The organism is Bradyrhizobium cytisi (assembly GCF_008123515.1).
GTDB classification, from domain to species: domain Bacteria; phylum Pseudomonadota; class Alphaproteobacteria; order Rhizobiales; family Xanthobacteraceae; genus Bradyrhizobium; species Bradyrhizobium cytisi.
Window position 1 is genome coordinate 50481 of sequence record NZ_VSSR01000042.1, and the last position, 24776, is coordinate 75256.

General features: G+C 63.3%; 24 protein-coding genes and 1 tRNA gene. 20 read left to right on the plus strand and 5 right to left on the minus strand.

Annotated features, from left to right (window positions below; genetic code table 11):
* Positions 1-11: 11 nt before the first annotated feature.
* The 16 genes from FXB38_RS24645 to FXB38_RS24720 all read left to right on the plus strand — a co-directional run bounded on the left by FXB38_RS24645 (position 12) and on the right by FXB38_RS24720 (position 14431).
* The gene (locus FXB38_RS24645) at positions 12-470 is read left to right on the plus strand and encodes a ParB/RepB/Spo0J family partition protein (RefSeq protein ID WP_488226227.1); all 459 of its coding nucleotides are present in this window, start codon (positions 12-14) and stop codon (positions 468-470) included.
* Complete coding sequence (locus FXB38_RS24650; protein ID WP_246230100.1) at positions 470-1024, plus strand: phage tail protein; 555 nt, start codon at positions 470-472, stop codon at positions 1022-1024. Before FXB38_RS24645 ends, FXB38_RS24650 begins: the two co-directional genes overlap by 1 nt.
* Positions 1025-1130: 106 nt before the next feature.
* Positions 1131-1814, plus strand: a complete 684-nt coding sequence (locus FXB38_RS24655) for a hypothetical protein (RefSeq protein WP_148753545.1) — start codon at positions 1131-1133, stop codon at positions 1812-1814.
* On the plus strand, positions 1783-3825 hold the full coding sequence (locus FXB38_RS24660; RefSeq protein WP_148753546.1) for a terminase gpA endonuclease subunit: 2043 nt from the start codon (positions 1783-1785) through the stop codon (positions 3823-3825). The genes FXB38_RS24655 and FXB38_RS24660 overlap by 32 nt, the downstream gene beginning before the upstream one ends.
* Entirely contained in the window at positions 3825-4028 is a 204-nt protein-coding gene (gene gpW, locus FXB38_RS24665) for a gpW family head-tail joining protein (RefSeq protein ID WP_148753547.1), read from the plus strand. Before FXB38_RS24660 ends, gpW begins: the two co-directional genes overlap by 1 nt.
* Before the next feature lies 1 nt (position 4029).
* Positions 4030-5679, plus strand: coding sequence for a phage portal protein (locus tag FXB38_RS24670; RefSeq protein WP_148753548.1), 1650 nt, complete (start codon positions 4030-4032; stop codon positions 5677-5679).
* The gene (locus FXB38_RS24675) at positions 5676-6599 is read left to right on the plus strand and encodes a S49 family peptidase (protein WP_148753549.1); all 924 of its coding nucleotides are present in this window, start codon (positions 5676-5678) and stop codon (positions 6597-6599) included. The genes FXB38_RS24670 and FXB38_RS24675 overlap by 4 nt, the downstream gene beginning before the upstream one ends.
* Positions 6600-6659: 60 nt before the next feature.
* On the plus strand, positions 6660-7121 hold the full coding sequence (locus tag FXB38_RS24680; protein WP_148753550.1) for a hypothetical protein: 462 nt from the start codon (positions 6660-6662) through the stop codon (positions 7119-7121).
* 11 nt (positions 7122-7132) lie between these two features.
* Positions 7133-7209: transfer RNA gene (locus FXB38_RS24685), tRNA-Met, on the plus strand.
* A gap of 28 nt (positions 7210-7237) precedes the next feature.
* Positions 7238-7924 (plus strand): head decoration protein, encoded by a 687-nt coding sequence (locus FXB38_RS24690; RefSeq protein ID WP_148753551.1) that lies wholly within the window; start codon positions 7238-7240, stop codon positions 7922-7924.
* Between the two features lie 84 nt (positions 7925-8008).
* On the plus strand, positions 8009-9049 hold the full coding sequence (locus tag FXB38_RS24695) for a major capsid protein (RefSeq protein ID WP_148753552.1): 1041 nt from the start codon (positions 8009-8011) through the stop codon (positions 9047-9049).
* A gap of 107 nt (positions 9050-9156) precedes the next feature.
* Positions 9157-9636 (plus strand): hypothetical protein, encoded by a 480-nt coding sequence (locus FXB38_RS24700; RefSeq protein WP_148753553.1) that lies wholly within the window; start codon positions 9157-9159, stop codon positions 9634-9636.
* 4 nt (positions 9637-9640) lie between these two features.
* On the plus strand, positions 9641-10408 hold the full coding sequence (locus tag FXB38_RS24705) for a hypothetical protein (protein ID WP_148753554.1): 768 nt from the start codon (positions 9641-9643) through the stop codon (positions 10406-10408).
* A gap of 79 nt (positions 10409-10487) precedes the next feature.
* Positions 10488-13031, plus strand: coding sequence for a hypothetical protein (locus FXB38_RS24710; RefSeq protein WP_148753555.1), 2544 nt, complete (start codon positions 10488-10490; stop codon positions 13029-13031).
* Between the two features lie 45 nt (positions 13032-13076).
* Positions 13077-13661: a serine O-acetyltransferase gene (locus FXB38_RS24715; RefSeq protein ID WP_246230102.1), complete on the plus strand. Its 585-nt coding sequence runs from the start codon at positions 13077-13079 to the stop codon at positions 13659-13661.
* 77 nt (positions 13662-13738) lie between these two features.
* Positions 13739-14431 (plus strand): SGNH/GDSL hydrolase family protein, encoded by a 693-nt coding sequence (locus FXB38_RS24720; protein ID WP_148753556.1) that lies wholly within the window; start codon positions 13739-13741, stop codon positions 14429-14431.
* A 35-nt stretch (positions 14432-14466) separates the two neighbouring features.
* Here the strand turns inward: FXB38_RS24720 and FXB38_RS24725 are convergent, their stop codons facing one another.
* The 4 genes from FXB38_RS24725 to FXB38_RS24740 form a co-directional block, all read right to left on the minus strand.
* Positions 14467-15357, minus strand: coding sequence for a hypothetical protein (locus FXB38_RS24725; protein WP_148753557.1), 891 nt, complete (start codon positions 15355-15357; stop codon positions 14467-14469).
* Positions 15358-15759: 402 nt separating this feature from the next.
* A complete protein-coding gene (locus FXB38_RS43980) occupies positions 15760-16773 on the minus strand; it encodes an acyltransferase family protein (RefSeq protein ID WP_246230145.1) in 1014 nt (337 codons plus the stop codon).
* Positions 16655-18157 carry a bifunctional DNA primase/polymerase gene (locus FXB38_RS24735; protein ID WP_148753559.1) on the minus strand — a complete coding sequence of 501 codons (1503 nt, stop codon included), beginning with the start codon at positions 18155-18157 and terminating at the stop codon, positions 16655-16657. The genes FXB38_RS43980 and FXB38_RS24735 overlap by 119 nt, the downstream gene beginning before the upstream one ends.
* A gap of 748 nt (positions 18158-18905) precedes the next feature.
* Entirely contained in the window at positions 18906-19487 is a 582-nt protein-coding gene (locus FXB38_RS24740) for a TetR/AcrR family transcriptional regulator (protein ID WP_246230104.1), read from the minus strand.
* Between the two features lie 160 nt (positions 19488-19647).
* Between FXB38_RS24740 and FXB38_RS24745 the strand changes: the two genes are divergently transcribed.
* The gene (locus FXB38_RS24745) at positions 19648-20619 is read left to right on the plus strand and encodes an alpha/beta hydrolase fold domain-containing protein (protein WP_148753561.1); all 972 of its coding nucleotides are present in this window, start codon (positions 19648-19650) and stop codon (positions 20617-20619) included.
* Between the two features lie 120 nt (positions 20620-20739).
* On the opposite strand, the gene FXB38_RS24750 is transcribed toward FXB38_RS24745, so the two are convergent.
* Positions 20740-20979, minus strand: coding sequence for a hypothetical protein (locus FXB38_RS24750; RefSeq protein ID WP_148753562.1), 240 nt, complete (start codon positions 20977-20979; stop codon positions 20740-20742).
* Between the two features lie 325 nt (positions 20980-21304).
* Here FXB38_RS24750 and FXB38_RS24755 point away from each other — a divergent pair, with 325 nt between their 5' ends.
* From FXB38_RS24755 to FXB38_RS24765, 3 genes are all read left to right on the plus strand, one after another.
* Positions 21305-22213, plus strand: coding sequence for a dihydrodipicolinate synthase family protein (locus FXB38_RS24755; RefSeq protein WP_148753563.1), 909 nt, complete (start codon positions 21305-21307; stop codon positions 22211-22213).
* 143 nt (positions 22214-22356) lie between these two features.
* Positions 22357-23328 carry an SDR family NAD(P)-dependent oxidoreductase gene (locus tag FXB38_RS24760; RefSeq protein ID WP_148753564.1) on the plus strand — a complete coding sequence of 324 codons (972 nt, stop codon included), beginning with the start codon at positions 22357-22359 and terminating at the stop codon, positions 23326-23328.
* A 310-nt stretch (positions 23329-23638) separates the two neighbouring features.
* Positions 23639-24754 carry an alpha/beta hydrolase family protein gene (locus FXB38_RS24765; RefSeq protein ID WP_148753565.1) on the plus strand — a complete coding sequence of 372 codons (1116 nt, stop codon included), beginning with the start codon at positions 23639-23641 and terminating at the stop codon, positions 24752-24754.
* Positions 24755-24776 lie beyond the last annotated feature (22 nt).

Here is a 24776-nt window from a genome sequence, read left to right on the forward strand (position 1 = left end):
CCGCGCTGCGAATGATCTATGGCGAGGAATCGTCGGAGCCTGTCGACTGCAAGTTGACAACGGCCGAGCGGGCGTTCGAGGATTCGCTGGCGGTCTCGGTCACCGCCAAGAAATTCCACCCCGTCGACGAATTCGAGGCCTATGCCAGGCTCAAGACCGAGCACGGCAAGACCGAAGAGGAGATTGCCAAGCAGTATGGCATGACCACCCGCGAGGTGCTCCAAGCCCTGGCGCTCGGCGGCAGCCTGTCGCCGCATGTGCGAGATCTGTGGCGGCAGGGCCGGATCGAGACGGAAGTCGTGCACGCGTTGCCGATGGTCGGCCAGCACGACGCTCAGGACAGGCTGCTGAAGAAGCTCTCACCAGAGGGCAGGTATGACCGCCTCGTCGTGACGTCGACGGTCGAGGATGCCTCGAAGGTGTTTCGATCCAAGATCGCGGCTGCGGCATCGAAACTGGCGCGGCGCTGATGCTCTCGATCAAGTACGATCTGTCGAACCTGAAGCACATCAGCAACGCGCTGCATGCTGCCGGCGAGCAGATGCCGCTGGTGCTCAACCGGGCCATCAACCACACCGGCGACAAGGCGTTGACGCAGATGCGCAACGTACTCGTCGGCCAGACCGGCCTGAAGCGCCGCACGTTGGTGCGGGCTGTGAAGGGAACCAAGGCCTTCGGCGCCGGCGCCTATGTGATCCGCAGCAAGGGCGGCAATGTCCGTCTCAAGTTCTTCGCTGCGCGTGAGACCCGCAAGGGTGTGTCCGCTGCCCCGTGGAACAGCCGGCGTATTTATACCGGGTCGTTCATGAAGGGCGGCCGCTTCCCCAATCGTGTCGCTCTCAATCTCGGCGGCGCCGTGCTCAAGCGCGTCGGCAAGAGCCGCCATCCGCTCGAGACCATCCGCTCCGGCCTGTTCATCCCGGAGGAGATGGTGAAGGGGCAGTCGGAAGCCGCCTTCTTCGCCGTCATCGACCGCGACCTGCCGGGACGTATTGCCCATGAGCTCTATCGCGTCCTCGGCTGAGCGGGTCCTTCCCGAGCCCCCATCCACCGCGGCCCGAAATGGGCCCGGGGGTTCGCCAGTTGGACGGGGTTTGAAACTGACCTGACACCCCTGACGCGCCTGACACATGACACCTGACACGGCCCCTGACGTCCCGGATGAAGGCCTGTGGGTCAGCATTTCGGAGCTCGCGGCGCTCAAAGGCGTCAAGAAGCAATCGATTTCGGAGAAGGTTGCGCGCCTGATCGCGGCCGGCCGACTGACAGCGAAGGCCGGCAAGGGCAAGATCAAGCTGATCAACCTCGCGCAATACGATCTTGCGGTCGGGGAGGTGGGGGACGGCGCCCGGGAGCTTGGGGCCGCGACCAAAGCCGCCAACGTGGGTCGCTCTCCGGCCGCAACGACCGTGTCGCAGGCCGACAATGGTCGATATCGGGACGAACAGGCTCGCGACAAGGCCTATTCGGCCGATCTGAAGTTCATCGAGCTCGAACGCGCCCGCGGCAACCTGCTGCCGGTCGCCGAGTTCGACGCGGTGGCGGAAGACGCGGCAAGCCGCATCGCCGACATCTGCGACGGGCTGATGGCGCGGGACTCGGAATTGATCGCGATCGCGGTGAAGGAGGGCGAGAACGGCATGCGCGCCGCGCTCAAGCGCATCACCCGTGCCCAACGTGAGGCGATCGTGCGCGCGATGAAGGACATGGCGATGACCGCCCGGGCTCGCGCGCAGGCCGCCGCCGGCGCCGTCCCGATCCAGGCCGAGATGCCACTCGCCGATGACGATCCAGTTCCTGCAGACGGCGTATGATCGGCTTGCGACGGTGTTTGACGGGGCACTGTCGCCCCGCGAGGAGATCTCTTTCGCCGACTGGCTGCCGAAGAACGTCAAGCTGGTCGACGGGCCGAACGCCGGCGAGCTCTGGAATGCCGACGGCGCGCCGTACCTGGTCGAGATCGCCCGCTGCCTCTCCGATGATCACCCCTGCACCGAGGTGAGCATCCGCAAGTCGGAGCAGTCGGGCGCTTCGATCCTTGGTCTCGCCTGGTGCCTCTACATCGCCGACTGCGAGCCGGCCAACACGCTCTATGCGACACCCGGCATCGAGTTCTTGCGTGACCTGAACAACGCAAAACTGCAGCCGATGATCGAGGCCTGGCAGAAGCACACCAGGCGCGACGGCATCGGCAACAACAGGCCGCCGGTGATCTATCCGCTGGCGCGCACGGTTGCGGGCTCGACCACGTTCGAGAAGGTTTTTGCCGGCGGCCGGCTGTGGCTCGCCAACGCGCATTCCGTCATGGACATGAGCGGCAAGACCGCGAAGAAGGGCGTGCGGGACGAGTTCTCGAAGTGGCAGAATATTCCGGGCTTCGGCGATCCGGATACGCTGTTCAAGGGACGCTTCACCGCGTTTCGCCGGCGCAAGAACTTCAAGATTCTGAACATCTCGACTCCCGAGGTCGACACTGGCGACGCCAGCGGCGATACCGAAGGCCATTGTCGCATCACGCTGAAATTCGAGCGCGGCGATCAGCGCTATTGGAATTGCCTCTGTCCGGAGTGCCGCAAATTCTTCGTGCACCGGTTCGAGCGGTTTCAGATCGACGAGAAGCGGCCGCATCGCTCGGTCTATCTGTGCGATTGCGGCCACAGCGTCAGCGAGAGCGAGCGTGTCGACGCGGTGCGCGCCGGCCTCTGGGTGCCCGAGAGCCGTGACGACGAGTTCGAGCGGCAGCCGAGCTTCCACATCGACGCCTTCATCTCACTGATGATGAGCTATGAGGCGATCGCGGAGGATTATCTCGGCTCGCGCAAGAGCGAGACCGCGAAAAAGGATTTCTCGACCCTAAAGATGGGGCGGGCCTATCGCTTTCGCGGCGACGCGCCGGATCACATGCGGCTGTTCGAGCGTCGCGAGGATTATCGCCGCGGCCACGTGCCGCCGCCTGCGCTGCTGCTCGCGATCGCGGCCGACGTGCAGAAGACCGGGATCTACTACGAGGTCCTCGCTGTCGCGCCAAACCGCGAGAGCTGGGTCATCGATGCGGACTTCCTGCCGGGCACGACGACTGATCACGACGATGGTGCGTTCCTCGCGCTGACCGAACTTTACCACCGGTCCTGGCCGGACGCCTATGACAGCAAGCGGCGGCCCGACACCTTCGTGGTCGACGCCAACTACAACACCGGCGCGGTCAAGACCTGGACGCGGATGCATCCGGGCACGCAAGCGGTGATCGGCCGCGATGGTTGGGGCCGGCCGCCGCTGTCAGCGGCAACGCCGCAGGATATCGACTACCGCGGAAAGACCATCAAGGGCGGCGCCACCGTGCGCTTCGTCGGCACGTGGCCGCTAAAGAGCACGTTCTACGCCTATGTGAGCCTGGTGGCGAAAGCCGACGGCTCGGCGATCGTCTATCCGGTCGGCTATTGCCATTTCGGCCAGTTTCAGGACGAGGCCTACTTCAAGCAGATCACGAGCGAGCACCTCGTCGAGCAGAAGAAGGGCGGTAAGTCAGCGAAGGTCCGTAAGCAGCAGGTTTGGGACGTGCGCGCCAAGGGCCTCGACAATCACTACCTCGATTGCCGGATCTACAACATGGCGGCGCTCGATGCGTATTTCGCGAGCTTCACCGCCGACGATTGGGCGCTGCTCGCCTCCGAGCGCGGGATTCCTGAGGATCTGCGCAAGCCGGACCTGTTCTCGCCGCGCGCGTTCCAGCGCGGCGCCGACATGGTGACGGGTGAAGTGCCTATCGAGACGCCGAAGGCTGATGATCCGTGGGCAAGGCTCGCTGAGATGAACCGGGGAATTTGATGTCCGACCAGGAGATGCTCGACCAGGCCAAGGCCGCGCTACATCAGCTGATGATGGGCGTCGCTGTCGTCGAGTGCGAATGGCAGGGTCAACGCACCAAGTTCTCGGTCGCCAACGCCGATCGGCTGAAGGCCTACATCGCCGAGCTCGAGGCGCGCATCGCCGGTCAGCCATTCCGCGGCGCCATGGGATTTGTTTTCTGAGATGACCCTCGCCATCTACGATGACGCCGGCCGGCCAGTCTCGGCGGATCGCATCGCCGCGATCCGGTCCGGGTACGGTGACGTGCCGGAGCCGGCCTATCGTTCGGGCGGTTTCCGCGGCCAGGAGTTCGCGGCCTGGGCGCCGCCGCCGACCTCGGCCGATTCCGCGGTGCTGCCGTATCGCGACCTCTCGGTGGCGCGCACCCGCGACGTCGTGCGCAACGATCCGACCGCGGCCTCCGGCGTCGCCCGCTTGGTCGAGATGCTGGTCGGCGCCAAGCTGACGCTGTCGAGCAAGCCCGATGCCCGCGCGCTCGGCCTGGATGCAACCGACAAGGGCCATCGCAAGATCCTGCGCGATCTCTCCGGCGCCATCGAGTCCGAATGGTACCAGTTCGGCAACGATCCGCAGCGGCGCTGCGATGCGCAGCAGCGGCTTTCGATCAACGGCATCTTCCGTTTGCTGGCGCGCACCTTCGCGACCATGAACGAGACCACCGCGGTGATGAAGTGGAAGCCGGCGCGCGGCGGCCGCTATGCCACCTGCGTCCGCGCCGTCGACCCCGACCGGCTGTCGAACCCGTATAGTCAGCCGACCACGCAAGCCCTGCGCGGCGGCATCGAGTTCGACGACGACGGCGTGCCGCTCGGCTACCACCTGCGCAATGGCCATCCTGCCGACTGGTACATCGTGCCGCCGCCGCTGACCTGGACCCGGATCCCGGCGCGCACCGCGACCGGCCGGCCCGTCTTCATCCACGGCTTCGAGCCCGAGCGCGAGGACCAGGCCCGCGCCATGACGCCGTTCGCGGCGCTGGTGAAGCGGCTGCACATGGTCGGCAAGTTCTCCGACACCGAGCTCGCCTCGGCGACCGTCAACGCGCTGTTTGCCGCCTTCGTCAAGTCGTCGCTGCCGGTCGGCGAGGCAACCGCCGCCTTCACGCCCCAGACGGTGCAGACGCTGGAGGGCAAGCGGCTGAACTACTGGGCCGAGAACCCGGCGCGGATCGGCGGCGTGCGCATCCCGGTGATGCCGATCGGCGACGAGATCCAGATCAATTCCTCGCCGCGGCAGACCACGGCGTTCCCGGACTTCCAGAAGGCGTTCCTGCAGTCGATCGCGGCTGCGCTTGGCATCTCCTACCAGCAGCTCTCCGGCGATTGGGAGAGCATCAATTATTCCAGCGCGCGCGCCGCGCTCAACGAGGTCTGGCGGCACATCCAGATGCTGTTCGCCGCCTTCGTCGACCAGGTGGTGCTGCCGATCCACTACTGCCAGCTCGAGGAGGCCTTCGACCGCGGCTACATCAAGCCGCCCGTGGGCTGCCCCGATTTCTGGGACATGCCGGGCGCTTACCTGCGCTCGCGCTGGATCGGCCCCGGCCGCGGCTATGTCGATCCGGTCAAGGAGGCGCAAGGCGCCTCGTTGCGCATGGGCGCGATGATCTCGACCTTGGAAGACGAATGCGCCGATCTCGGCCGCGATCTCGAGGACACGCTCGACCAGATCGCGAACGAGGAGGAGATGCTGAAGGAGCGCAGCCTGACGCGCGTCATCTCCGCGGGCAGCGGGCTGCAGCCGGATCCGTCGGACGCCGGCAATGACGAGGATCCGAGCGAGAAGGCAAGCGACAAGAAGGCCAACGCATGACGCTGCTGATGCCGCATATCGCCTCGCGAATGTTCAACACGCCGCTGATGATCGACGCCGGCAAGCTGGCGGCGATCCTCACCGGCCTCGGCGCCCGCATCGTCGACGGCGGCGTCGAGTTCGGCGATATCGCCGCGGTCGAGCACGCGCCGTTCGCCAACGGGCGGCCGTCGGAGTCGTTCGGCCGGCTCGGCGATCGCCTGGGCCGCGCCTATGAGCAGGCCGGCGCCGGCAACCGCATCTTCGACCGCCTCGGGCCGGTCGCGGTGATCCCGATCGAGGGTACGCTGATCCACAAGGGCGCCTTCCTGGGCCAGTCGTCCGGAGAGACCTCCTATGAGGGCCTGCAGACCCGCATCAACGCGGTGCGGCGGGACTCGAGCGTGCGCGGCGTCGCCTTCGAGGTCGATACCTTCGGCGGCGAGGGCGCCGGCCTGTTCGACACGGCGCACATGATTGCCGAGCTCAGCAGAGAGAAGCCGACGCTCGCGATCGTCAACGACTTCGCCTACTCGGCCGGCTACGCGCTGGCCTCGGCCGCGCGCCAGATTGTGCTGTCGAGCGCCGGTGGCGTCGGCTCGATCGGCGTCGTCACCATGCATCTCGATCATTCCAAGCGCCTCGAGCGCGCCGGCACCAAGGTGACGGTGATTCATTCCGGCAAGCACAAGGCCGACGGCCATCCGTTCGGCGAGCTGCCGCCGGAGGTCGCCACCAAGATCCAGAATCGCGTCGATGCCATGCGCGACCAGTTCGCGGCCATGGTCAGCGAATTTCGCGGACCGCGGCTGTCCAAGGCGGCTGCGCTCGCGACCGAGGCCGACGTGTTCTACGGCGAGGATGCCGTCAAGGCCGGCCTGGCGGACGCCGTGGCGCGGCCGTCGGAGGCCTTCAGCCAGTTCGTTTCCCTGATCCGCTGAACCCAGCGGCCTTCCACCACCCACGGCTTCGCAAGCGGCGGGCCACAACAGGAGTTGCCAATGTCTGGTTTGTCCGGAATTGCCGCTGTGCTCGCGGCCGTCGGTTTGAGCGCAGAGTCGAAGGATTCAGTGCCGCGCGCCGCGCTCGACAGCGCGATCAACGCCGCGCTTGCCGAGGGCGAGAAGGCCGGCATCATCAAGGCCGGCACCGACGCCAGCGAGATCTCGGCCGAGGCCGTCACCCAGGAGCGCACCCGCGCCAGGTCGATCCTCGGCCATGCCGACGCCAAGGGCCGCGAGGATCTCGCTCACCATCTCGCCTTCGAGACCGATATGAGCGCCGAGGCCGCGACCGCGATGCTCGGCAAGGCGCCGAAGGCCGCCGAGGTCAAGACGTCGCGCCTGGACGGCAACGTGCCGGACCCGAAGGTCGAGACCAGCACCGAGGCGCCCAAGCCGGGCGAGGGCCTCAATGCGGCGATCGACCGACAGGTCGCCGAGCGTGCCAAGCGCGTCGCCTGACTTTCTCACCCGGCGGGGTAGCTCAGGCCGGTAGAGCGTCGGACTCATAATCCGAAGGTCGCTGGTTCGAATCCAGCCCCCGCAACCATCCTTCAACCGAACAAGGGATTGCTTCCATGGTTCTCAAGACTCTCTCGCTGACCGAGCCGCGCATTGAAAGCAATGTGCTGAAGTACGTCGTCGACGATTTCATCTCCAAGGCGCAGGAGGTCCTGCAGGCCGGCTCCGGCTCCGACAACGTCGCCGACGTCGGCACCGTGCTCGGCGCCATCACCGTCGGCGCGCTGAGCGCGGCCTATGCCGCGCGCGCCGGCAACACCGGCAACTTCACCAACGCCTTCGCCAACCCGGCGGTCGCGCCTGGCTCGAAGCTCGGTGTCTATACCGTCACCTTCCTGGCGGCGACCCGGTTCCGGGTTGAAGACCCCGACGGCATCGAGCTCGGCGAAGGCACGACTGGCGTCGCCTTCACCAACCAGCTCAAGTTCACCATCACCGCCGGCGGCACCCCCGCCGTGGTTGGCGATGCCGCCGACGTCACGGTTACTGCGGCGGCCGTCGCGACCCGCAAGCTGGTGCCAATCAACTTCGCGGCGACCGACGGCAGCCAGAATGCTTATGCCATCGCGCTGCAGAAGAAGATCGCGCCGAATGGCGGCAGCGACCAGAACATCCTGACGGTGCGGCGCCTGGCCTGCATCGATCCGAACTATCTGATCTGGCCGGCTGGTGCGACGACCAACCAGATGAATGCGGCGCTCGCCCAGCTCGAGCTCAACCATATCATTCAGCGTCCCAGCTAGGGCGCCGTCTCCAAAAACCTTCCTTTCCCGTCCACCCTGGCCCCGGCATTGCCGGAGGCACCTTACGCATGAGGATCTCCGGCAATGTCTGAGCTCGATACCGTCAACTTCCCGTTCACCGCGATTCAGCTCTCGAGCGCGGTGAACCGCATTCCCAACAATTACGGCCTGCTCAATGCGCTCGGCCTGTTTCCGTCGTCAGGCTCGATGTCGACCATCGTCGAGATCACGCTCGAGGACGGCACCATCCGCGTGCTGGCGGCCAAGGAGCGCGGCGCGCCGGGCACGGCGAACGACCGCGGCAGCCGCAAGTCGTTCTGGGTCGAGGTGCCGCATTTCCCCATGGAAGATCTGATCACGCCGCGCGACCTGCAGAACATGCTGACCATCGTGGCGCAGTCCAAGACGCCACGCACGCTCGACGACGAGATGGCCAAGCGCCTGTTCGCGATCCGCGCCAAGCACGCCATCACCCTGGAATGGGTGCGCATGGGCGCGCTGAAGGGGCTGATCACCGACGGCAACGGCGATACGCTGCTCGACGTCTACAATTTCTTCGGCATCACCAAGACCACCATCGACTTCCTGCTCGGCACCTCGACCACCGACATCATCAGCCTGTGCGCCCAGCTGCGGCAGTCGATCGCCACCAACCTGAAGGGCGAAACCATGACCCGCCCCGAGGTGCTGGTCTCGACCTCGTTCTTCAACAAGTTCACCCAGCATCCGAAGGTGGAGAAGTTCTGGCTGAACTGGCAGGCGGCCAGCGAGCTCGCCCGGGCCAAGTTCGATCCGATGGGCGGCCAGCTCGGCCGCACCTTCGAATTCCAGCAGATCTTGTTCCGCGAATATTACGGCGTCGCGCCGGTCGGCAAGCCGCCGACCTCGACGCCGTTCGTGCCGATCGATTACGGCTATGCCTATCCCGCCGGCACCCAGAACATGTTCGAGACCTGGAACGCGCCGGCTGACGACATCCGCGTCGTCAACCAGCCGGGCCAGGAGATCTGGATCTCGCCGAAGATCCTCGACCACGGCGAGGGCGTCGAGCTGAAGTCGCAGTCGAACTGCCTGGCGCTGTGCAAGCGGCCCGAGGCGCTCGTCGAAGTTCGCACCTCCAACTGAGCTGCACCCGCTCGCCGTCCCGGTCGGCGAGCGGGGATTCGGCCGGCAAGCGCGCGGCGCCGGTGGCAGGAAGGCCGCGCATTTTCTCCCGAGGTTTGCCCGATCCGATGCCCAGTCCTTTCGAGCAGGCCGCGGCCCAAACCTCGGCTGCGGTCGACTCCATCTTCGGCGAGCTCTTCACCTTCACGGCGATGAAGGAGAATGGCGACGTCGATGCCAAGCGCGTTGTGGATCCCGACCGGCCAGACTTCGATGCGATCGGCGCCTATCTGGCGGCGACGTCGTCGCTCTATCCGCACGCCCGCGGGTCGATTGCCGACGATCATGTACAGAAGACGGCGGCCTCTCAGCCGCTGGTGTCGATCGACAATGCCAATCTGCGCTGGCCGGTCGTGACGGGCGATCGCTGCACCAGGCAGAAGACCGGCGAAGTATTCGAAGTGTCGCGTCCGATGCCTGACGGCGTCAAGCGCACGATCTTTCATCTCACGGCGCGCAAGCGGCCGCCGCTACCGCTGGTGTTTGTACCGCGGCTCGACTTTAGCGATGCACGTAACAGCGGCCTGCTCGCCGCAATCGGAGCCTGATCAAATGAGCATTGTCGTCAAGGACGGAAACGGTGCGCCGCAGACCATCAGCACGATCGATGATCTTGTGAGCGTCGTCGCGACCGGCGCGAAGCAGGATACCGGCAACACGTCAATTGGCGGCCTGACCGAAACCGCCCCGGCGTCGGACACCGCTTCCAGCGGCCTCAATGGCCGCCTGCAACGTGTCGCGCAGAGGATTACGTCGCTCATTGCGTTGCTGCCGGCCGCCCTCGGCACGTCTGGCGGCCTCAAGACCGAGCCGCAGGCTGGTGAGAACCACCTCGGCGAGGTCGGCGGCAATACGGCCGTCGCCGGTGGCACCGTCACGCGGCAAGCTAACACGGCGGCCTATGCTCTCGGCCAGCACATCGCGGCCGCGACGCCAGCGGCAATTCCTTGCGCGGTCGCGCGCAAGAATGCCGGCACGGGCGTGATCACTGGCGTGCGCCTGAGCAAATCGAGTGCGTCGCTCACCAACGCGAGCTTCCGCGTGCATCTCTTCAAGACCGCGCCAGCCACGCTGCCCGCAGACGCCGCGACGTTTGCCGCGGGCGTTAGCGGAGTGGCCGCAGTCGCACTCGGTTATGTCGATATCACCATGGACCAGGCCTATTCGGACGGCGCGAAGGGCTTTGCCTCCATCAATGCCAAGGCGTTCGATACAGCAGCCGGCTCTCAGAACATCTATGCGCTGATCGAGGCGAGGGCGGCCTATACGCCGGCGAGCGCCGAGGTATTCACAGTCGCTCTGGAAGCCCTGCGGGATTGATGCTGGTGGCCTTTACAATTCGGGCGAGGCGTGGCGATGTAATGTCATGCTATCGCGCCGAGCATTTTTTGGTGGTGTCATGAGCCCGGTGCTAGCAACGACGGTGTCGCGCGCCACTCTCTTTGGGAGGGTGGGCACGACAGGCCGCCAGCCGACCTACTACTTCTCGGCGGCCGGCAGCGACTCCAACGACGGCAAGACCCTCGCCACGCCCAAGCAGACGATTGCGGCATTCAATGCGTTGGCGCTGGTGGCGACCGATTACGTCGTGTTCCGGCAAGGCGACACGTTCGCCGGGACGATGACAATTCCGGGCGGCGGCTCTGTTCTTTCTAACATCATCATCGGATCTTACGGCCTGGGTGCGGCCCCCATCATTGCGCCAGCCAGCGGGAACGACGGTATCGATGCCGTCAACATGGGCTATCTAACGGTCCAAAACCTCGCCGTGACGGGCGGTGGCGGCACTACCGGGCATGGCATATTCTTCCACAACACCACCGCAAGCACACTCTACAGCAATAACATTGTGTCGGGCTGCGCTGTCACCGGCTTTGCGGGCAGCGGCATCCGCTTCGGCGTCGACAACCCGACCTTCACTGGTTACGACGGAACGCAGATCCTCAATTGTACAGCAAACGGCAACGCGCTCGCGCTTGGTGGGGCAAATCAGACGGCTGGTATTACCATCGTCGGGTCCGCTACCGGGACGCCGCAGATCAGCTCTGTGTGGGCGCACACCAACCTTCTGATTTCTGGATGCACGGCCAGCAACAACACTGGCGTTGCTGGTACCCCGAACCACTGCGGTTCTGGCATTTACATCAACGGTTGCAATACAGGCCTGATCAGCGGCAGCCTCGCCTCCAACAACGGCGCGAACTGCAATGCCACCTCGGGCCCGACCGGAATGTGGACATCTCAATCGCGCGGCGTCGTCTTCTCTGGCTGTGAAAGCGCGTCCAACAAGACCGGCAACATCGACGGCGGTGGCTTCGATATCGACGGCGGCTGCGATCTCTGCCGCGTTGAATACTGTTATAGCCACGACAATGTCGGTCCGGGCATCATGTGCTTCTGCTATGACAGCGCCAACTTCATCGGCAATCGGCAGAACGTCATTCGCTTCAATATCAGCGCCAACGACTCCTTGGCCGCCGCGCGTGGCGGCATCTCGATCGAGGCGCAGTCCAGCAACGTCAACACCGGCAATCTCGTCTACCACAACACGATTATCGGTAATTCGAACACGGTTGGCTCGTCAGCCCTCGCCTCTGTTACCGCAGGCGCAAGCCTCACCGGCACCATCGCCAACAACATCATCGTCAGCACCCGCAGCAACTGCGGCGTCGTCAAGACGACCGGCTCTGTCACCGGACTCGGCACGCTAACCGGGAATGACTACTATGCTCTTGGGACGTTCTCGATCAATTGGAACGGAACGAACTACACGACCTTTGCTGCGTGGCAGACCGCGACCGGACAAGAGAAGATTTCGGCGGCGAACGTTGGCTTCAGCGCAAACCCCGAACTGTATCTTCTTCCTGGCTCCAATCTTAGCAGTGGTAACAAAGAGTTTGCTCGCATCACGAAGAATTCGACCCTCCTCAATGCCGGTGTAAATCTATCGACGCAATACGGCATCGATCCGGGTACGAGGGATTTCTTCGGTGGGTCCGTGTCTGCGGCAGGCGCCTACACGCCAGGATGCAGTTGGGCTGGTTCTGCACTTTCGATCGTCATGTTCGCGACGCCGGGAGACTTCACGCAGACGATTCCGGCAGATATCGTTTCGCTCTATTCAGTTGAGGCGATAGGCGGCGGCGCCGGCAATGCTGCCGCTCAAACGGGCGCCGGGGCTGGCGCCTACGCGCGGATCAATGCCACGACAACGCCGCTTGTCGCGGGCGTCACGCAGATCAGCGGCCATGTTGGCGCGGGCGGGGCGGGCGGCACTGCCAGCTCCGCAAACAACGGTGAAGCCAGTTGGTGGAATGCAACGTCGCTTTCTAACGCTCAGTCTCTCGGGTCTGCCGTTTGCTGCGCAGCTGATCTTGGTCTGACGACGGCCACGAGCACGGGCGGCGTCGGAGGCCGTGCGGCCAACAGTGTCGGTACCACGACATTCAACGGTGGCAGCGGTGGCAACAAGGGCGGGAACGCCAATGGCGGCGGCGGCGGTGCGGGTGGACCGTTCGGCGCGGGCGCCAGCGGCGGTATCGGCGGTAATGCTGGATTTGGCGGCGGTGGCGGCGGTGGTGCCGGTGGCGGCACGACGCCAGCCACACCAGTCACCGTCAATGGCGGCAATGGCGGCAATGGTCCGTACTCAAATGGCGGCGGTGTAGGCTCTGGCGCGACTGCGCCGGGTAATGCAGGTGCAATTGGGGGCGGCGGCGCTGGTGGTCTTGGTGCCGGAACAGCAGAACCGGGCGGAAATGGTGGCGCTGGTGTTGAGTGGGGGAGCAACGGCGGCGCAGGCGGCGGCTCCGGCGCTGGTGTGGGTATCACGACCCAATCAATTGTTGCAGGTAACTATGGCGGCGGCGGCGGCGGTCGTAATGGCGGTCCCGGTGCGCAAGGCGCAGTGCGCTTCGCTTACAAGACGGCGGGGGTGGTGTAACGGCCACGGTTGCCAACCCATGCTCGATCGTGGCAATGATTTGTCATGTTCGGAAACATCACGAAATTGTTCCGCGTCTTCAGAAGCCTCCCGGCGTTCGCCATCTATCGGATGTCGACGGCCAGGACGATCGTCGACGCGGATATTGCGCGTTGGCAGAAGGTCGGCGAAACCGACAAGCACGGCCTCGGGGCGGCCTTCTTTGCGCTGACAAAAAAAGAAGAGTTCCGTAGCGTTCTTTACTATCGCATGCCGGCGTGCCGAGCATTCGCCTGGCTGATGGGGCGCGGTGCGCCAGCGCTGTACCTCAACACGCCCAACATCGGTCCCGGCCTGTACCTCCAACATGGATTTGCGACCGTCGTGACCGCCAAATCGATCGGGAGGAATTGCCTCATTAACCAGCAGGTGACGATCGGTTATCGCGGCTTCGACAAAGCGCCGCACATTGGAGACAATGTGAGCATCAGGGCCGGGGCAAAGATCTTGGGCGATGTCACGATAGGTGACAATTCGGTGATCGGAGCCGGCGCTGTCGTCATCAGGAGTGTGCCGCCTGACTGCGTTGTGGTAGGCAACCCCGCCGTTATAGTGCGCCGGAATGGTGTGAAATGCCGAGAGGCATTGTAGCGCGCTCCTCTCGCGGCGCCTGAAGAAGCGGACACTGTGGGAACGTCTGATAGCAGTGCAACTCCCGATGATATTGAATGAGATACGCCCGCGTAATATCGATCATCCTGTGGCTTTTTCCCTCGATTGCTTGTGCCGCCGAACTTCTTGTGCCGCCCGGCTCGATTGTGGCTTTCGAAGGCGATAGCCTAACCTACGGTATCGATTTCTCCGAAACTCACGGAAAGCCACGAATAAATGGGTCCGTACAACCTCGGAGCCTTGTTCCATTTCCTGAAGAGGTAGCAAGGCTGCTTTCCGGCCGTGTCGAAATTCTAAACCGCGGCTACCCTGGTGACCGTAGCGTTGATGGGATTAAGAGATGGGCCGAGGTGCCCCCCGCATCGATCGTCTTCATCATGTATGGCACCAATGATTTTGGGAACTTTGGTCACCGAGCGGAAGGAAGTATCGATCCGCATTCGTTCAAAGCAAACCTGCGTGAACTGGTGCTCCGACGCAAAAAAGCTGGGTCCCAAATCGTTTTGTTGACGCCACCGCCTTTGGAGGACCGAGATCTCGACATAGGGTTGGAAGATTATCGGCGTATCGTCAGGGAAGTGGCGAAACAAGAGAATACGCGAATTGTTGAGACCGCGGGTCTGATCAAGGACGTTCCGTCCAAGTGGACAGACAGCACGCATCTAAGCGCAGCGTCAAATCGAGCTTTGGCAGCGGGGCTGGCTGCGATGATTGAGATCAGCGGTCAAGGCGCAAGCAACTCACAATAAGTCGGTAGTGCGTACCCAGCGCGGGCGGTGACCATTTAACCCTGCTCGCCGTGTCTCACGAGTACAGTGGTGACGTCTAGCGACAGCGAATAGACTAGCTTCCTCAAAGCCAGAAATTCATTCGCGAAGAACGCTATTTCTGCTGAAGTGTAGGCATAGATCGGTCTGAGGTGAGGCGCCGCGTGGGGTGGCAAATCTTCTCGAAATTTTTGCTTTTTTGTTGCATGGGTTGGCGGCAGTAGTGCAAGGCCGCGTATATAACCCAACGGGCTCGTGTAGGGACCAACGATCGCGTGGGCAATATCGTTTCGACGATCAGAAAACCTCTCCACGAGGTCGTTCAGCCGGCGAAACTCTTCCCGCTGTCTGGGCGTATCTGCAGTCGGTTCGCTCTCGAGAAAGAATGCATCGGCCGCGGCCTTCACCATGCCGGCTCTCGCGCGAAATCCCGTGATTGATCCGTAAGCCCTCATGGGGGGCAGGAAGTACCAGGAAGGGCTCAGGAAGGCCCCGAACAGCGAAGCGTAAGCACTTTCCAAAGTCTCCCATGCACTGAGCGCTCGTCCAACGCTTTCATACAATGCCCGTTCGGACCAGTCGCCCTTTTCCGGGAGGGGTGGACGCACGTGCGGCTGGCCGGTCGGCTGGTAAACTCGAGGTTTTCGGTCTTCGATGGTGATGGAAGACTCGACGATTTCGATTTCCGATGGCCCGAGCTCCGTCACAGGATCATGGATCAAAACGAGGCACCTAGGCAGGGCACTCATCAAATGCATCACTTCATCGGTTGTCGGACCATCGAGGGCCTCAATACCGGTGATGTACCGATCGTCACTCACTTGTCTCGGATTGGCATTCGGAACCAGTTCTCGAAGCTTGTCGGCTTGCACTTTGGAAAGCAGCAGAACTTCTCTCTCGATCGTCATTCTTGCAAAAGTCCTTGGGTTTCGGAACGGTCCATCGCAAGCTAGGCTACTAGCCAGTGAGCTGCCCGTCCAATCGTTCCCGAGACTTGCATCCGCTCCGTTCAAACCCGGCCACTCCGTCTGGGGGGCTGTTTACTCCCTTCAAGCCTGCCGCCGGCAGCAAGCCGAAGCGACCTGCAGGCGGCAACGGGCTTAACGCGGCACCTCTGCGTCGCGGGTGGCCGCAACTGCATTCGCGCGGTCTGTCGCCTGCCCCTCGTGTGATCGGAGCATTGCTTTGAATTGCTCCCTTATGTCCGCGCCTGGCTGCGCGAGACATTCGCCGCCTTCACCGGCGCCGGCATCCAAGAGCTGATCGAGCAGAGCAGGGCGTAGGGAACGTTTGTTGCTGGTTGTGAGCGCTTACGTCTCCGAGCCTTCTCTCGCGAGCGTGTGAAAAGACCGGATCAAACGCTTGTAGCGTAGCATCGGTTTCTCGATGACCCACCAAGACACGTAACCGAGCGCGCACGCGAGGGGCAGCGACAGCGCGAACACGACAAGCGGGGTGGGGCCGACGAACGATCGGACGACTTGTTCGACCGGCCAGCCGTAGAGGTAGACTCCATAGGAGATGTCACCCAGCCTGTGAAGGTCTGGAAGGCGGATCGCGTGCGTGGTCGCGAGCAACAACACTAGCGGCGCGCCCGCAAGCGGGAAGATTTGCAGCAGCATCTCCTCGTAAGCCGCAATGAGGAGCACGACAGTCGCTAACATCACCACAGCGACGAGAATTGCTGGTCGTTGCGTCTGGAGCGAAATGAGATAGCAGGCAGCGCCGGCAAAGAACGCCGGCGCCACGAACAGGAAATCAGCCAATCTTGACGGATAAAACCCGAGAGCATTCACAAGACACATGGCGAGGGAAATTCCGCCGACGGTCCACACGTTGAACATACGGGCTATTTTCAGGAGGGCGAGCGCGACGTAACAGCAGACTTCGTAAGAGATCGTCCACAGTGAACCGTTGATCAGACTTCCGAGCCAGCCTGTCGGCTCGCCATAGAACGTCACCGCCTCAATTTCGTGAGTGCGACCAGGCCAAAACAGGTTGCCCAGCACGTACTTGACCGCTTGCTTGATGTCGTGAATTGACGTCAAGAAGTGCAGCGGGCCGTCGTCGTGATAGAGTGGGCCCACGATGAAGGCCGATAGCACAAGACAGACCAGCAAGGCTGGGTAAATTCGCAAAATGCGGCGCCACAGGTAATTGATCGTCGATGGTGCAGTTAGGAGGCTCTGCGAGACCAGAAAGCCACTAACAATAAAGAAGACGAAGACGCCGAATATTCCAAGAATATGTCCCTCGCCTAGCAGCCGTACGAACGGCTCGCGCGCTTCGCTGCCGTCGCCGATCAGGAAGGCGTGCGAGAAGATCACAGAGCTCGCCGCCGCAAGCCGGATGAAATTGAAATGGGGGTAGGTGGTGCGCTCGGCGGACAATGGACTGCGTCTTGATCCCAAAAAATGCAGGCTGCTGTCGCTCGCAACAGTTGTCAAGGCAGGAGACGTTCGCTTCATTGAGTCTGGGCGCTCTGTTGCCTCCGCTCGTAGGTTGGCGATAACAAGAGCGAACCCTGTCTGGTCCAGATTGTGTCGAAGCAACGGGCGGCCGCTCCGTTTGGGCCGCCGGACGCGCTAGATTGGAGAATGGACGATTGCACGTCGTCCAAACTGCGGTAGCGAGTGATCTGCATGGTCGGTGCTCGCTTTCGCAGTCATCTGCCAACCTAACTAGTCGCGAGTCCTCTAGGCTTCGCTTCTCCGGCGACTTCAGGGCGGGATAGGCGCGATAAATGTCCCGGCTCGAGATGGCAGGCAGCCCGCGCGCCAGCACGTAGCCGGCGATCCAGAGGGCGTGCTCGTCCATCGTCGATGCGCCCAGGTCCTTCAAGTAGAACGTCAACGCGTGCGAATAGACAAACTCTGTCAGATACCGGCGCGCCCGCGCCGCGGTGTCGCGGCCGATCATGGCGGGAATGGTGCCCCCAAAGCCGCCAGCTGCCCCGTGGTGCTCGATGAAGTGGAAAACGAGGGAAAGCCTGCCGAACTCGTTGGGCATCTTGTCGAGCCACTGGCGCAGCGTGGGGGACGCATCAGGCCGGGCGATCTCTTTGGCCTTGAACGCTTCGACGGCGTGCAATTCCGCATCCGCCTCCGGTGAGAAGCGAAACAGCGTGCCGTTGGCCGCGTCTGCGATCGCATTGGCAGCGTTCGCCAGGCGCTTGCCGGTTACGGTATCGGGGGCGATGTCGGCGCCGTTTCCGGAGCGATGAATGGTGATGGGCGTGAACCGCTGCAGCAGCTCGACGCCGCACAAATCCATCAGCCAGGAGGGCGCCGGCGACAGCGATCTGTTATTGTGGAAGCTATAAGGGGAGACGCCGTCGATGGTGGACCCGGGCCCGATCAGCACGTCGTCAACCGACGACAATATGCTCATGCGATCGCACAGAAAGTCCGGCCGGCCTTGCACTGACGCGCCAACTGGCAGCTCGAACATGACGTAGCTGCCGACGAGCTCTCCCACGAGCACGAGGCTGCCGGTCCGCCCACCATGCTGCTGGAATAGTGTGCCGAGCGTGTCGCGGAACACCTCGTCAGTGCATCGAGGATCAATCCGAATTGCGAGCAAATTGTCGGTGGCGATTCCGATGTTAGCGTCTGGCCAGAGGGCCCACCATTCTCGTATCTGCTTTTCGTCAGTAGTAGCCGCAGTGTCGGCCTCGGGAAAAGCAGGTTCGTCGGTGTTAGCTGCCAACGGATAACCTTTTCGAATCGGCTCGCGAAGACCGGCTTGTCGTTCACGCCCTTCGTATATTTGCCGCTCAGCTTGAGCGCTTGCCGGATCAGGTCGACCGCCGCCGGCGACAAGGGCACCGTGTGCTCGGTCTTCTTGTTCTTCGTCCGAAGCCTGGGGATGATCCAGTGGGGAGTAGGGCCGTCGAGGTCGTGGAGTTCTGACAGCATCATCCCTGCCACCTCGCCGGGGCGCTGAGCAGTCAGAAGGACGCCTTTGAGTGCCAGTCGGACGGTTTCGGTCGCCTCCACCTCGGAGTCGCCGAGTGCGACGAGGAGGATCCGGCGCATCCGGCCGCTAAGCTTATAGGCAAACGTCCAGGTTTTGATGCCGGCGGGTGTGCAGCGGATGGATAGCCCCCGGCACCTGGCATCTCCGATCTCAATACGCCCGTCGGGCGCCTTAAGCGCCTTCACGAAGCGGTCCGTCAGCGCCTGGCGGGAAACCCTGGGAAACTTTTGCATCGGATACCAAGATATCCGACGGGATGTTCCGATACAAGGCGAGACGCCAAAACTCTTTGTAGTGCAAGCACTTCTGAGAAGTATTGAGACTTACTGAGCATCCGCGAGAAACCGAATTTGCATCACTGGGAGACTAGGGGTCGGAGGTTCAAATCCTCTCGCTCCGACCATTTTTTTAAATCGTCTTTCGGGCGGATCGGCCGTCGGCGTGGAACTGGTCCCGCCCCGCGTCCGCTTGATCTCTGTCACCTCAAAAACCCCACCACCATCCGTGTCGTCTCGTCCACCAGCGTCCGCACCATCTTGTCCGACAGCATCGCGGCCTGGTTCAGCACCGTGTTGTGCGCGATCGCTTCGATTGTGCTGACGCAGATGAAGGTTGCGACATCGAGGTCGATCTTGCGGATTTCCTTGCGGTGGCCGTCGAAATAGGCGCGGACGAGAGTGTGGATCTCGCGGTTGAAGGCTTCGACGTCGAGCTTTCCGGCGCGCGGGATCTGCTCGGCGAGGACGCGATGCAGTTCGGGGTTGATGCGGTGCGCCTCGATCGCGACGGTGACGAGGCGGCGCACGGCTTTGTCGAGCGGCATGTCGGTGATTTCGATCAGCGCTGAACGGACGATGCCCATGATCTCCTCGTTGTGACGATTGATCACGGCGGCGACGAGCGCCTCCTTGCTCGGGAAATACTGATAGAGCGAGCCGACACTGACGCCGGCGATTTCGGCGATCCGGTTGGTGCTCGTCTTCTCAAAGCCTTCGCGGACCAGAATGCGAGCAGTTGCCTCGACGAGCGCGTCGACGGTGGCGCGGGATCGCTCCTGCAAGGCATTTTTCCGGGGTTTTGTCGGAGGTTTGCGCGCCATGATCCTGCATTCCGAATGCGAGTAGGAAAAGCGAGTGAATGCTCGCATTATAGGCGAGATCGGTCGCCGATGAATAGAGTCAAGTTGGTGCCGGCCAAGCGCGGCAGGTGAGGGTAGGAGCATGAGCGTTGCGAAGATGCTGTCGATCGGGCGGCTTTGCGAATGCAATTTCGCGCAGGCGAAGCCTTCAAACGATCCCGCGCCGAGCTTGCAGAGCCGCGCCTTCAACTTGCTGCTGCGGCAGCTTCCGTACAAGCAGCAGCTTGCCTCGGCCGAGGCCGTGCAGGCGCATGTACGGAAGCTCGCGCTGGCGCCGGCCTCGCATGAGCCGACGGGGCTTGGCCGCAGCGTCGAGGCCACGCTGACGAAGATGGGCGGATGGCCGGTCTATTATACGGCGCCGTCGTCGGGGCACGAAGGCTGCAACCACGTGATGTTCCTGCATGGCGGCGGCTACATCAACGAGATCGTGCCGGCGCATTGGCGCTTCGTCGGCCACATGACGCGCAAGGCGGGCGTCGTCTGCGTCGTGCCGATCTACCCGCTTGCGCCGCGCGCGACCGCGAAGGATGTCGTGCCGAAGACGGCCGAGCTGGTACGGATGCTGCTGGAGGATGCGGGGTCCGCAAAGGTCACGGTGGTCGGCAATTCGGCCGGCGCCGGCCTCGCGCTCGCCGCCTGCCAGTGGCTGCGCGATCGCGGGCATCGGCAGCCGAACCGGCAGATCCTGATCTCGCCCGCAGCCGATGCCGCCGTGAGGCGTCCGGAGCAGGTTGAAATCGCTGTGCGCGATCCGATACAGGACATTCCGGGAATCGTCGAAGCGGGGCGGCTCTATGCAGGCGAGCTCGAAGTCGGCCATCCCTTCGTCAGCCCTCTCAACGGTGCCTTCCGTTCGCTGGCGCCGATGACGATCTTTTCGGGCACGCGCGATCTGCTGTATCCTGATAGCGTCGATCTTGCCGCGCGGGCGAGGGCCGCGGGCGTGCCGGTCGAGCTGCATCTGCTCCGTGACCAGCCGCACAATTACGCGCTGATGCCGACGCCGGAGGGGCGGCAGGCCCGGGCGATCATCTTGCGTGCGATTGCTTGAGGGTGGGTGCGTGACGATTGTCACAAAGCGCGCCGCCGCAACGGGTCTGGCGCTAGCTGTGCTCGCGCGGGGAAAAGCGGCCCCAGGCGTTTCCTCGATAGGCGTCGTTTTGCGGGGGCCTTAGGCGTGGCCCTTGATCTCGTAGTGACCCGGTACGCATTTGTAGCGGTCGAGGCGCCAGTTGGCGTGATAGATCGGGTGCTCGCCCATCCACTTGGCAAGCGGTGCCTGCGCACCGACCGCACACGCCATCATCGACATATCGGGCGTCATGTTGCTGTCGGTCACGATCTCCTCGACACAGCTGCCCGAGGCAGCAGCGCTAAGCCGGCAGAGCACGGCAACGACGGTAATAAACATTCCAGTCACCTCTTCGGTAGTTTCGACCACGAGGAGGATGCAAGCCGAGTGCCACAACCTGTGTCGGAAACGACACGCCAGCTGGGCCTGCTCGCCCCAGCGTTCCCCATTTGATGATTCGGATTGTAAAAAGATTGCCCATAAACCGAAGCCGGACAAATACGGGGAACCAACAGGGACAAGGCGCAGGAATGAGCGATTGTGGGGGCAGCGCCGCGCGATCCGCCCTTCACAAGGCCGGCGCAGCCGATACGGTCGGCAGCCGTGCGGATACTCGTCAAAAGAGCGGGGCCGCCACGGGACCAAGGAAACGCGAGGGCAGAACATGAAGGTGCGACCGACCGGCGTGATCCCGCCGATGACGACGCCGTTCCGGAAGGACGGCGAGATCGACACCAAGCTCGTGGCGCCCCAGGTCGACTGGATGATCGGCGCCGGCGCGCATGGCGTTGCGGCCGGAGGCTCGACCGGCGAGGGGCACACGCTCGACCACGAGGAATATCGCGACTTGATGGAAGCGACCGTGGATGCGGTGAAGGGACGCATTCCCGTGATCGCCGGCGTCATCGTGGACTCCACGCGCGATGCGATCCGCCGCGGCAGGCTCGTGCGCGACATGAATGTCGCAGCGCTCCAGGTGACCCCGGTGCACTACCTGTTCAAGCCTGATGACGAGGCAATGGTGGCGCATTTTCGCGCCATAGCGGATGAGACCGGCATGCCCATCATCATCTACAACGTCGTGCCGTGGTCGTACCTGTCGCCGGCCTTGCTGACGCGAATCATGACCGAGGTGCCGCTGGTCGTCGGTGTCAAGCAGAGCGCGGGCGACCTCAAGCTGTTCGCAGACCTCATGATGATGGCGCCGGACAAGCTGATCTACAGCGCAGTCGACGCCCTGATGTATCCGTCTTACACGTTGGGAGCGCACGGCTCGATAGCCGCGATCCTGACCGCGGCGCCGCACGCCTCCGTCGCGCTGTGGGATGCGGTGAAGGCAGGCGATCATCCGCGTGCGCTCGACCTGCACAAGAAGCTGCTGACGCTGTGGAACGCCGTCATCGCCGATAATCTGCCGGCCTGCACCCGCTACGCGCAGACCCTCCAGGGCCTGCCCAGAACCTATCCGCGTGCGCCGATGCCGGAGCCCTCGCCAGCACAGCAGGCTGCGACCCGTAAGGCGCTGGAAGCCATCGGCGCGTTGAAGGGACCGCAAGTCGAGGCGGCCGAATAGCCCGCACCCCGAAATAACTGATGTCGAGCAGCATCGCCGATCCGCTTTTACCTGCGGCGGCGGCGCTGCTACATTTCACGCGCGTCGCCTGCGGCGCGCCAACGACGAAGAAACATGCCGATAAGGGGAGGGGCCGAAGTCCCATGAAAGAGTTTGCTGGAAAGATCGCCGTCATCACCGGTGGTGGCACGGGCATGGGGCGCGAGCTCGCCCGGCAGCTTGTTGCCGAGGGCTGTAACGTCGCGATGTGCGACGTCTCGGAGGCCACGATGGCGGAGACCAGGCGGCTCTGCGAGGTCGAGAAGCTGCCGCAGGGCCTGCGCGTCACGACCCATGTCGCCGACGTCTCGATCGAGGATCACCTCAAGCGCTTCCGCGACGAGCTCGCCGAGCAGCAGAAGACGGACAAGATCCATCTGCTGTTCAACAACGCCGGTATCGGCGGTGGCGGCAGCCTGTTCACCAATACGCGCGAGCAGTGGGAGCGCACCTTCAACATCTGCTGGGGCGGCGTCTATCTCGGCGTCCGCACCTTCCTGCCGATGCTGGTCAAGGCCGACGAAGCCCACATCATCAACACCGCCAGCGTCAACGGCTTCTGGGCCTCGATCGGCATGAACCAGGCGCACACCGCCTACAGCTCGGCCAAGTTCGCGGTGAAGGGTTTTAGCGAGGCGCTGATCAACGACCTCCGCTTGCACGCGCCGCACGTCAAATGCTCGGTGGTGATGCCCGGCCATATCGGCACCTCGATCGTCTCCAACTCACGCAAGGTGCAGAGCGGCGACGGATCGGAGCGTCTCAACGCCGAGGAGGTCGTGCTGACGCGCAAGCGCATGGTTGCGGCCGGTGTGCCAGATGCTGACAAAAAGTCGGACGAGGAGATCCAGGCGGCGTTCGCCGAACGCGCCCGCACCTTCCTCGAGGAGGCGCCAACGACGGCGGCGCAGGCCGCCAGGATCATCCTTGACGGCGTGAAGGCGGAGCGCTGGCGCATCCTGGTCGGCGAGGATGCCAAGCTGCTCGACGAACGCGTGCGCGCGGCGCCCGAGCAGGCGTATGATCGCGCATTCTACGAAAGTTTCACCCAGGAAGCCGGCTGGCGACTCGGCTGACTCTCTTTGGCGGGGACTGTCAGCGAGCGCGCGCAGATGTAGGGATGATGAGCATCATCGCAAGAGGTGCGCAGGTGATTTGTTCAGGTAATTTTACTCGGGCAATTATTTGGAAATTTTACTTGGAAATTTTACCTGCGCCACGCGCGTGCATGCTCTTATGACGATACGGAATGTCGCGCATGCGACATATGACACGCGTTCAAGCGATGGTGATCTCGAACGGGTCCCATTCGGCGCGCGGCAGCTTGGTTGGCGAACTGAAATAGTTTAGTGAATCGGGATAGCGCCACGACAAAGCGTAGCTCCGATGATACCGGCATGCCTCTCCGACGACTTTATCCTCTGCCCGGAGGGAGAGGATATCTCCGCTGAGTTCACGCGGCTGCTTACGGCGGCGCAAGAGGGCGGCGCCACCATCGCCGAATGCCTGATGATCGCGCGGCAGCTGAAGCGCGGCGACGAGCGGTCCTGGCATCGCGAGTGGAAGAAGCTGGCACAGGCCAACCGGCATCGTGCCGAGGCGGCGTTCGCGGAAGGCCATATGGCGACGGCACAGCGCAACTGGCTGCGCGCGATGAACTACTACGGTGCGGCCGCGATGCCTCTCGATCCCGCCGACGAGCGCCGCTGGGTCGCAGTGCTCGCGATGCAGGAATGCGCCCGCCGTTTCCTCACGGCGCGCGGGCCGGCCGGCGAAGTCGTGACAATCCCGTGGATCGAAGGACATTCGTTGCAGGGCTATTTCCTGCCTGCGCCTGCGGCGAACGGTCGCGCTCCGACGGTGATCTGCATCGGTGAGCCCGGTCACCGCAAGGAAGAGTTCCTGTTCAAGCTCGCGCCACATGCGCGCGAGCGCGGGTTGTCGATGCTCGCGCTGGACCTGCTCGGCGACCAGCGTGACGATTACGCCGACACGCTTATGCAGCGCCGGGATCTCGAAAGCTCGGTTGCCAGCGCGATGGATTATCTGGAGCAGCGCAAGGACGTCGATTTCGATCGCGTTGCGATCGTGGCGGACGGGTGGGGCTCTTCGTTCGTGGCGCGTGCGGTGCTGCAGGAGCCGCGTCTCGCCGCGGCCGTCTGCGACGGCGGCCTGTGGGACCTGCACGAGCGGTCCTTCTTTGCCAGCCGTTTTGCAATGAGCAACCTCAGCGTCGTCCCGGTGCCGCATGCGCCGCTGATGGCGTCCGGCGCCGAATGTCCGGTGTTGATCACGCTCGGCGAGGACGGCTGGCTCAAGGCCGATCGGGCGCGTCAGATCCTGCAAAGATCCCAACTCGGCAGCTCGGATATCGTGCTGAAAGTGTTCACCGCGGCGGAGACCGGCGCTGCCCAGGCTCACGCCGACAATCCGAGCCTTGCCAACGAATACATCTTCGACTGGCTCGAATCGCGACTCGGTGCCGTCGGCAAGCGGGTCTGAGCGCGGGGCCTCCTGGCTCAAA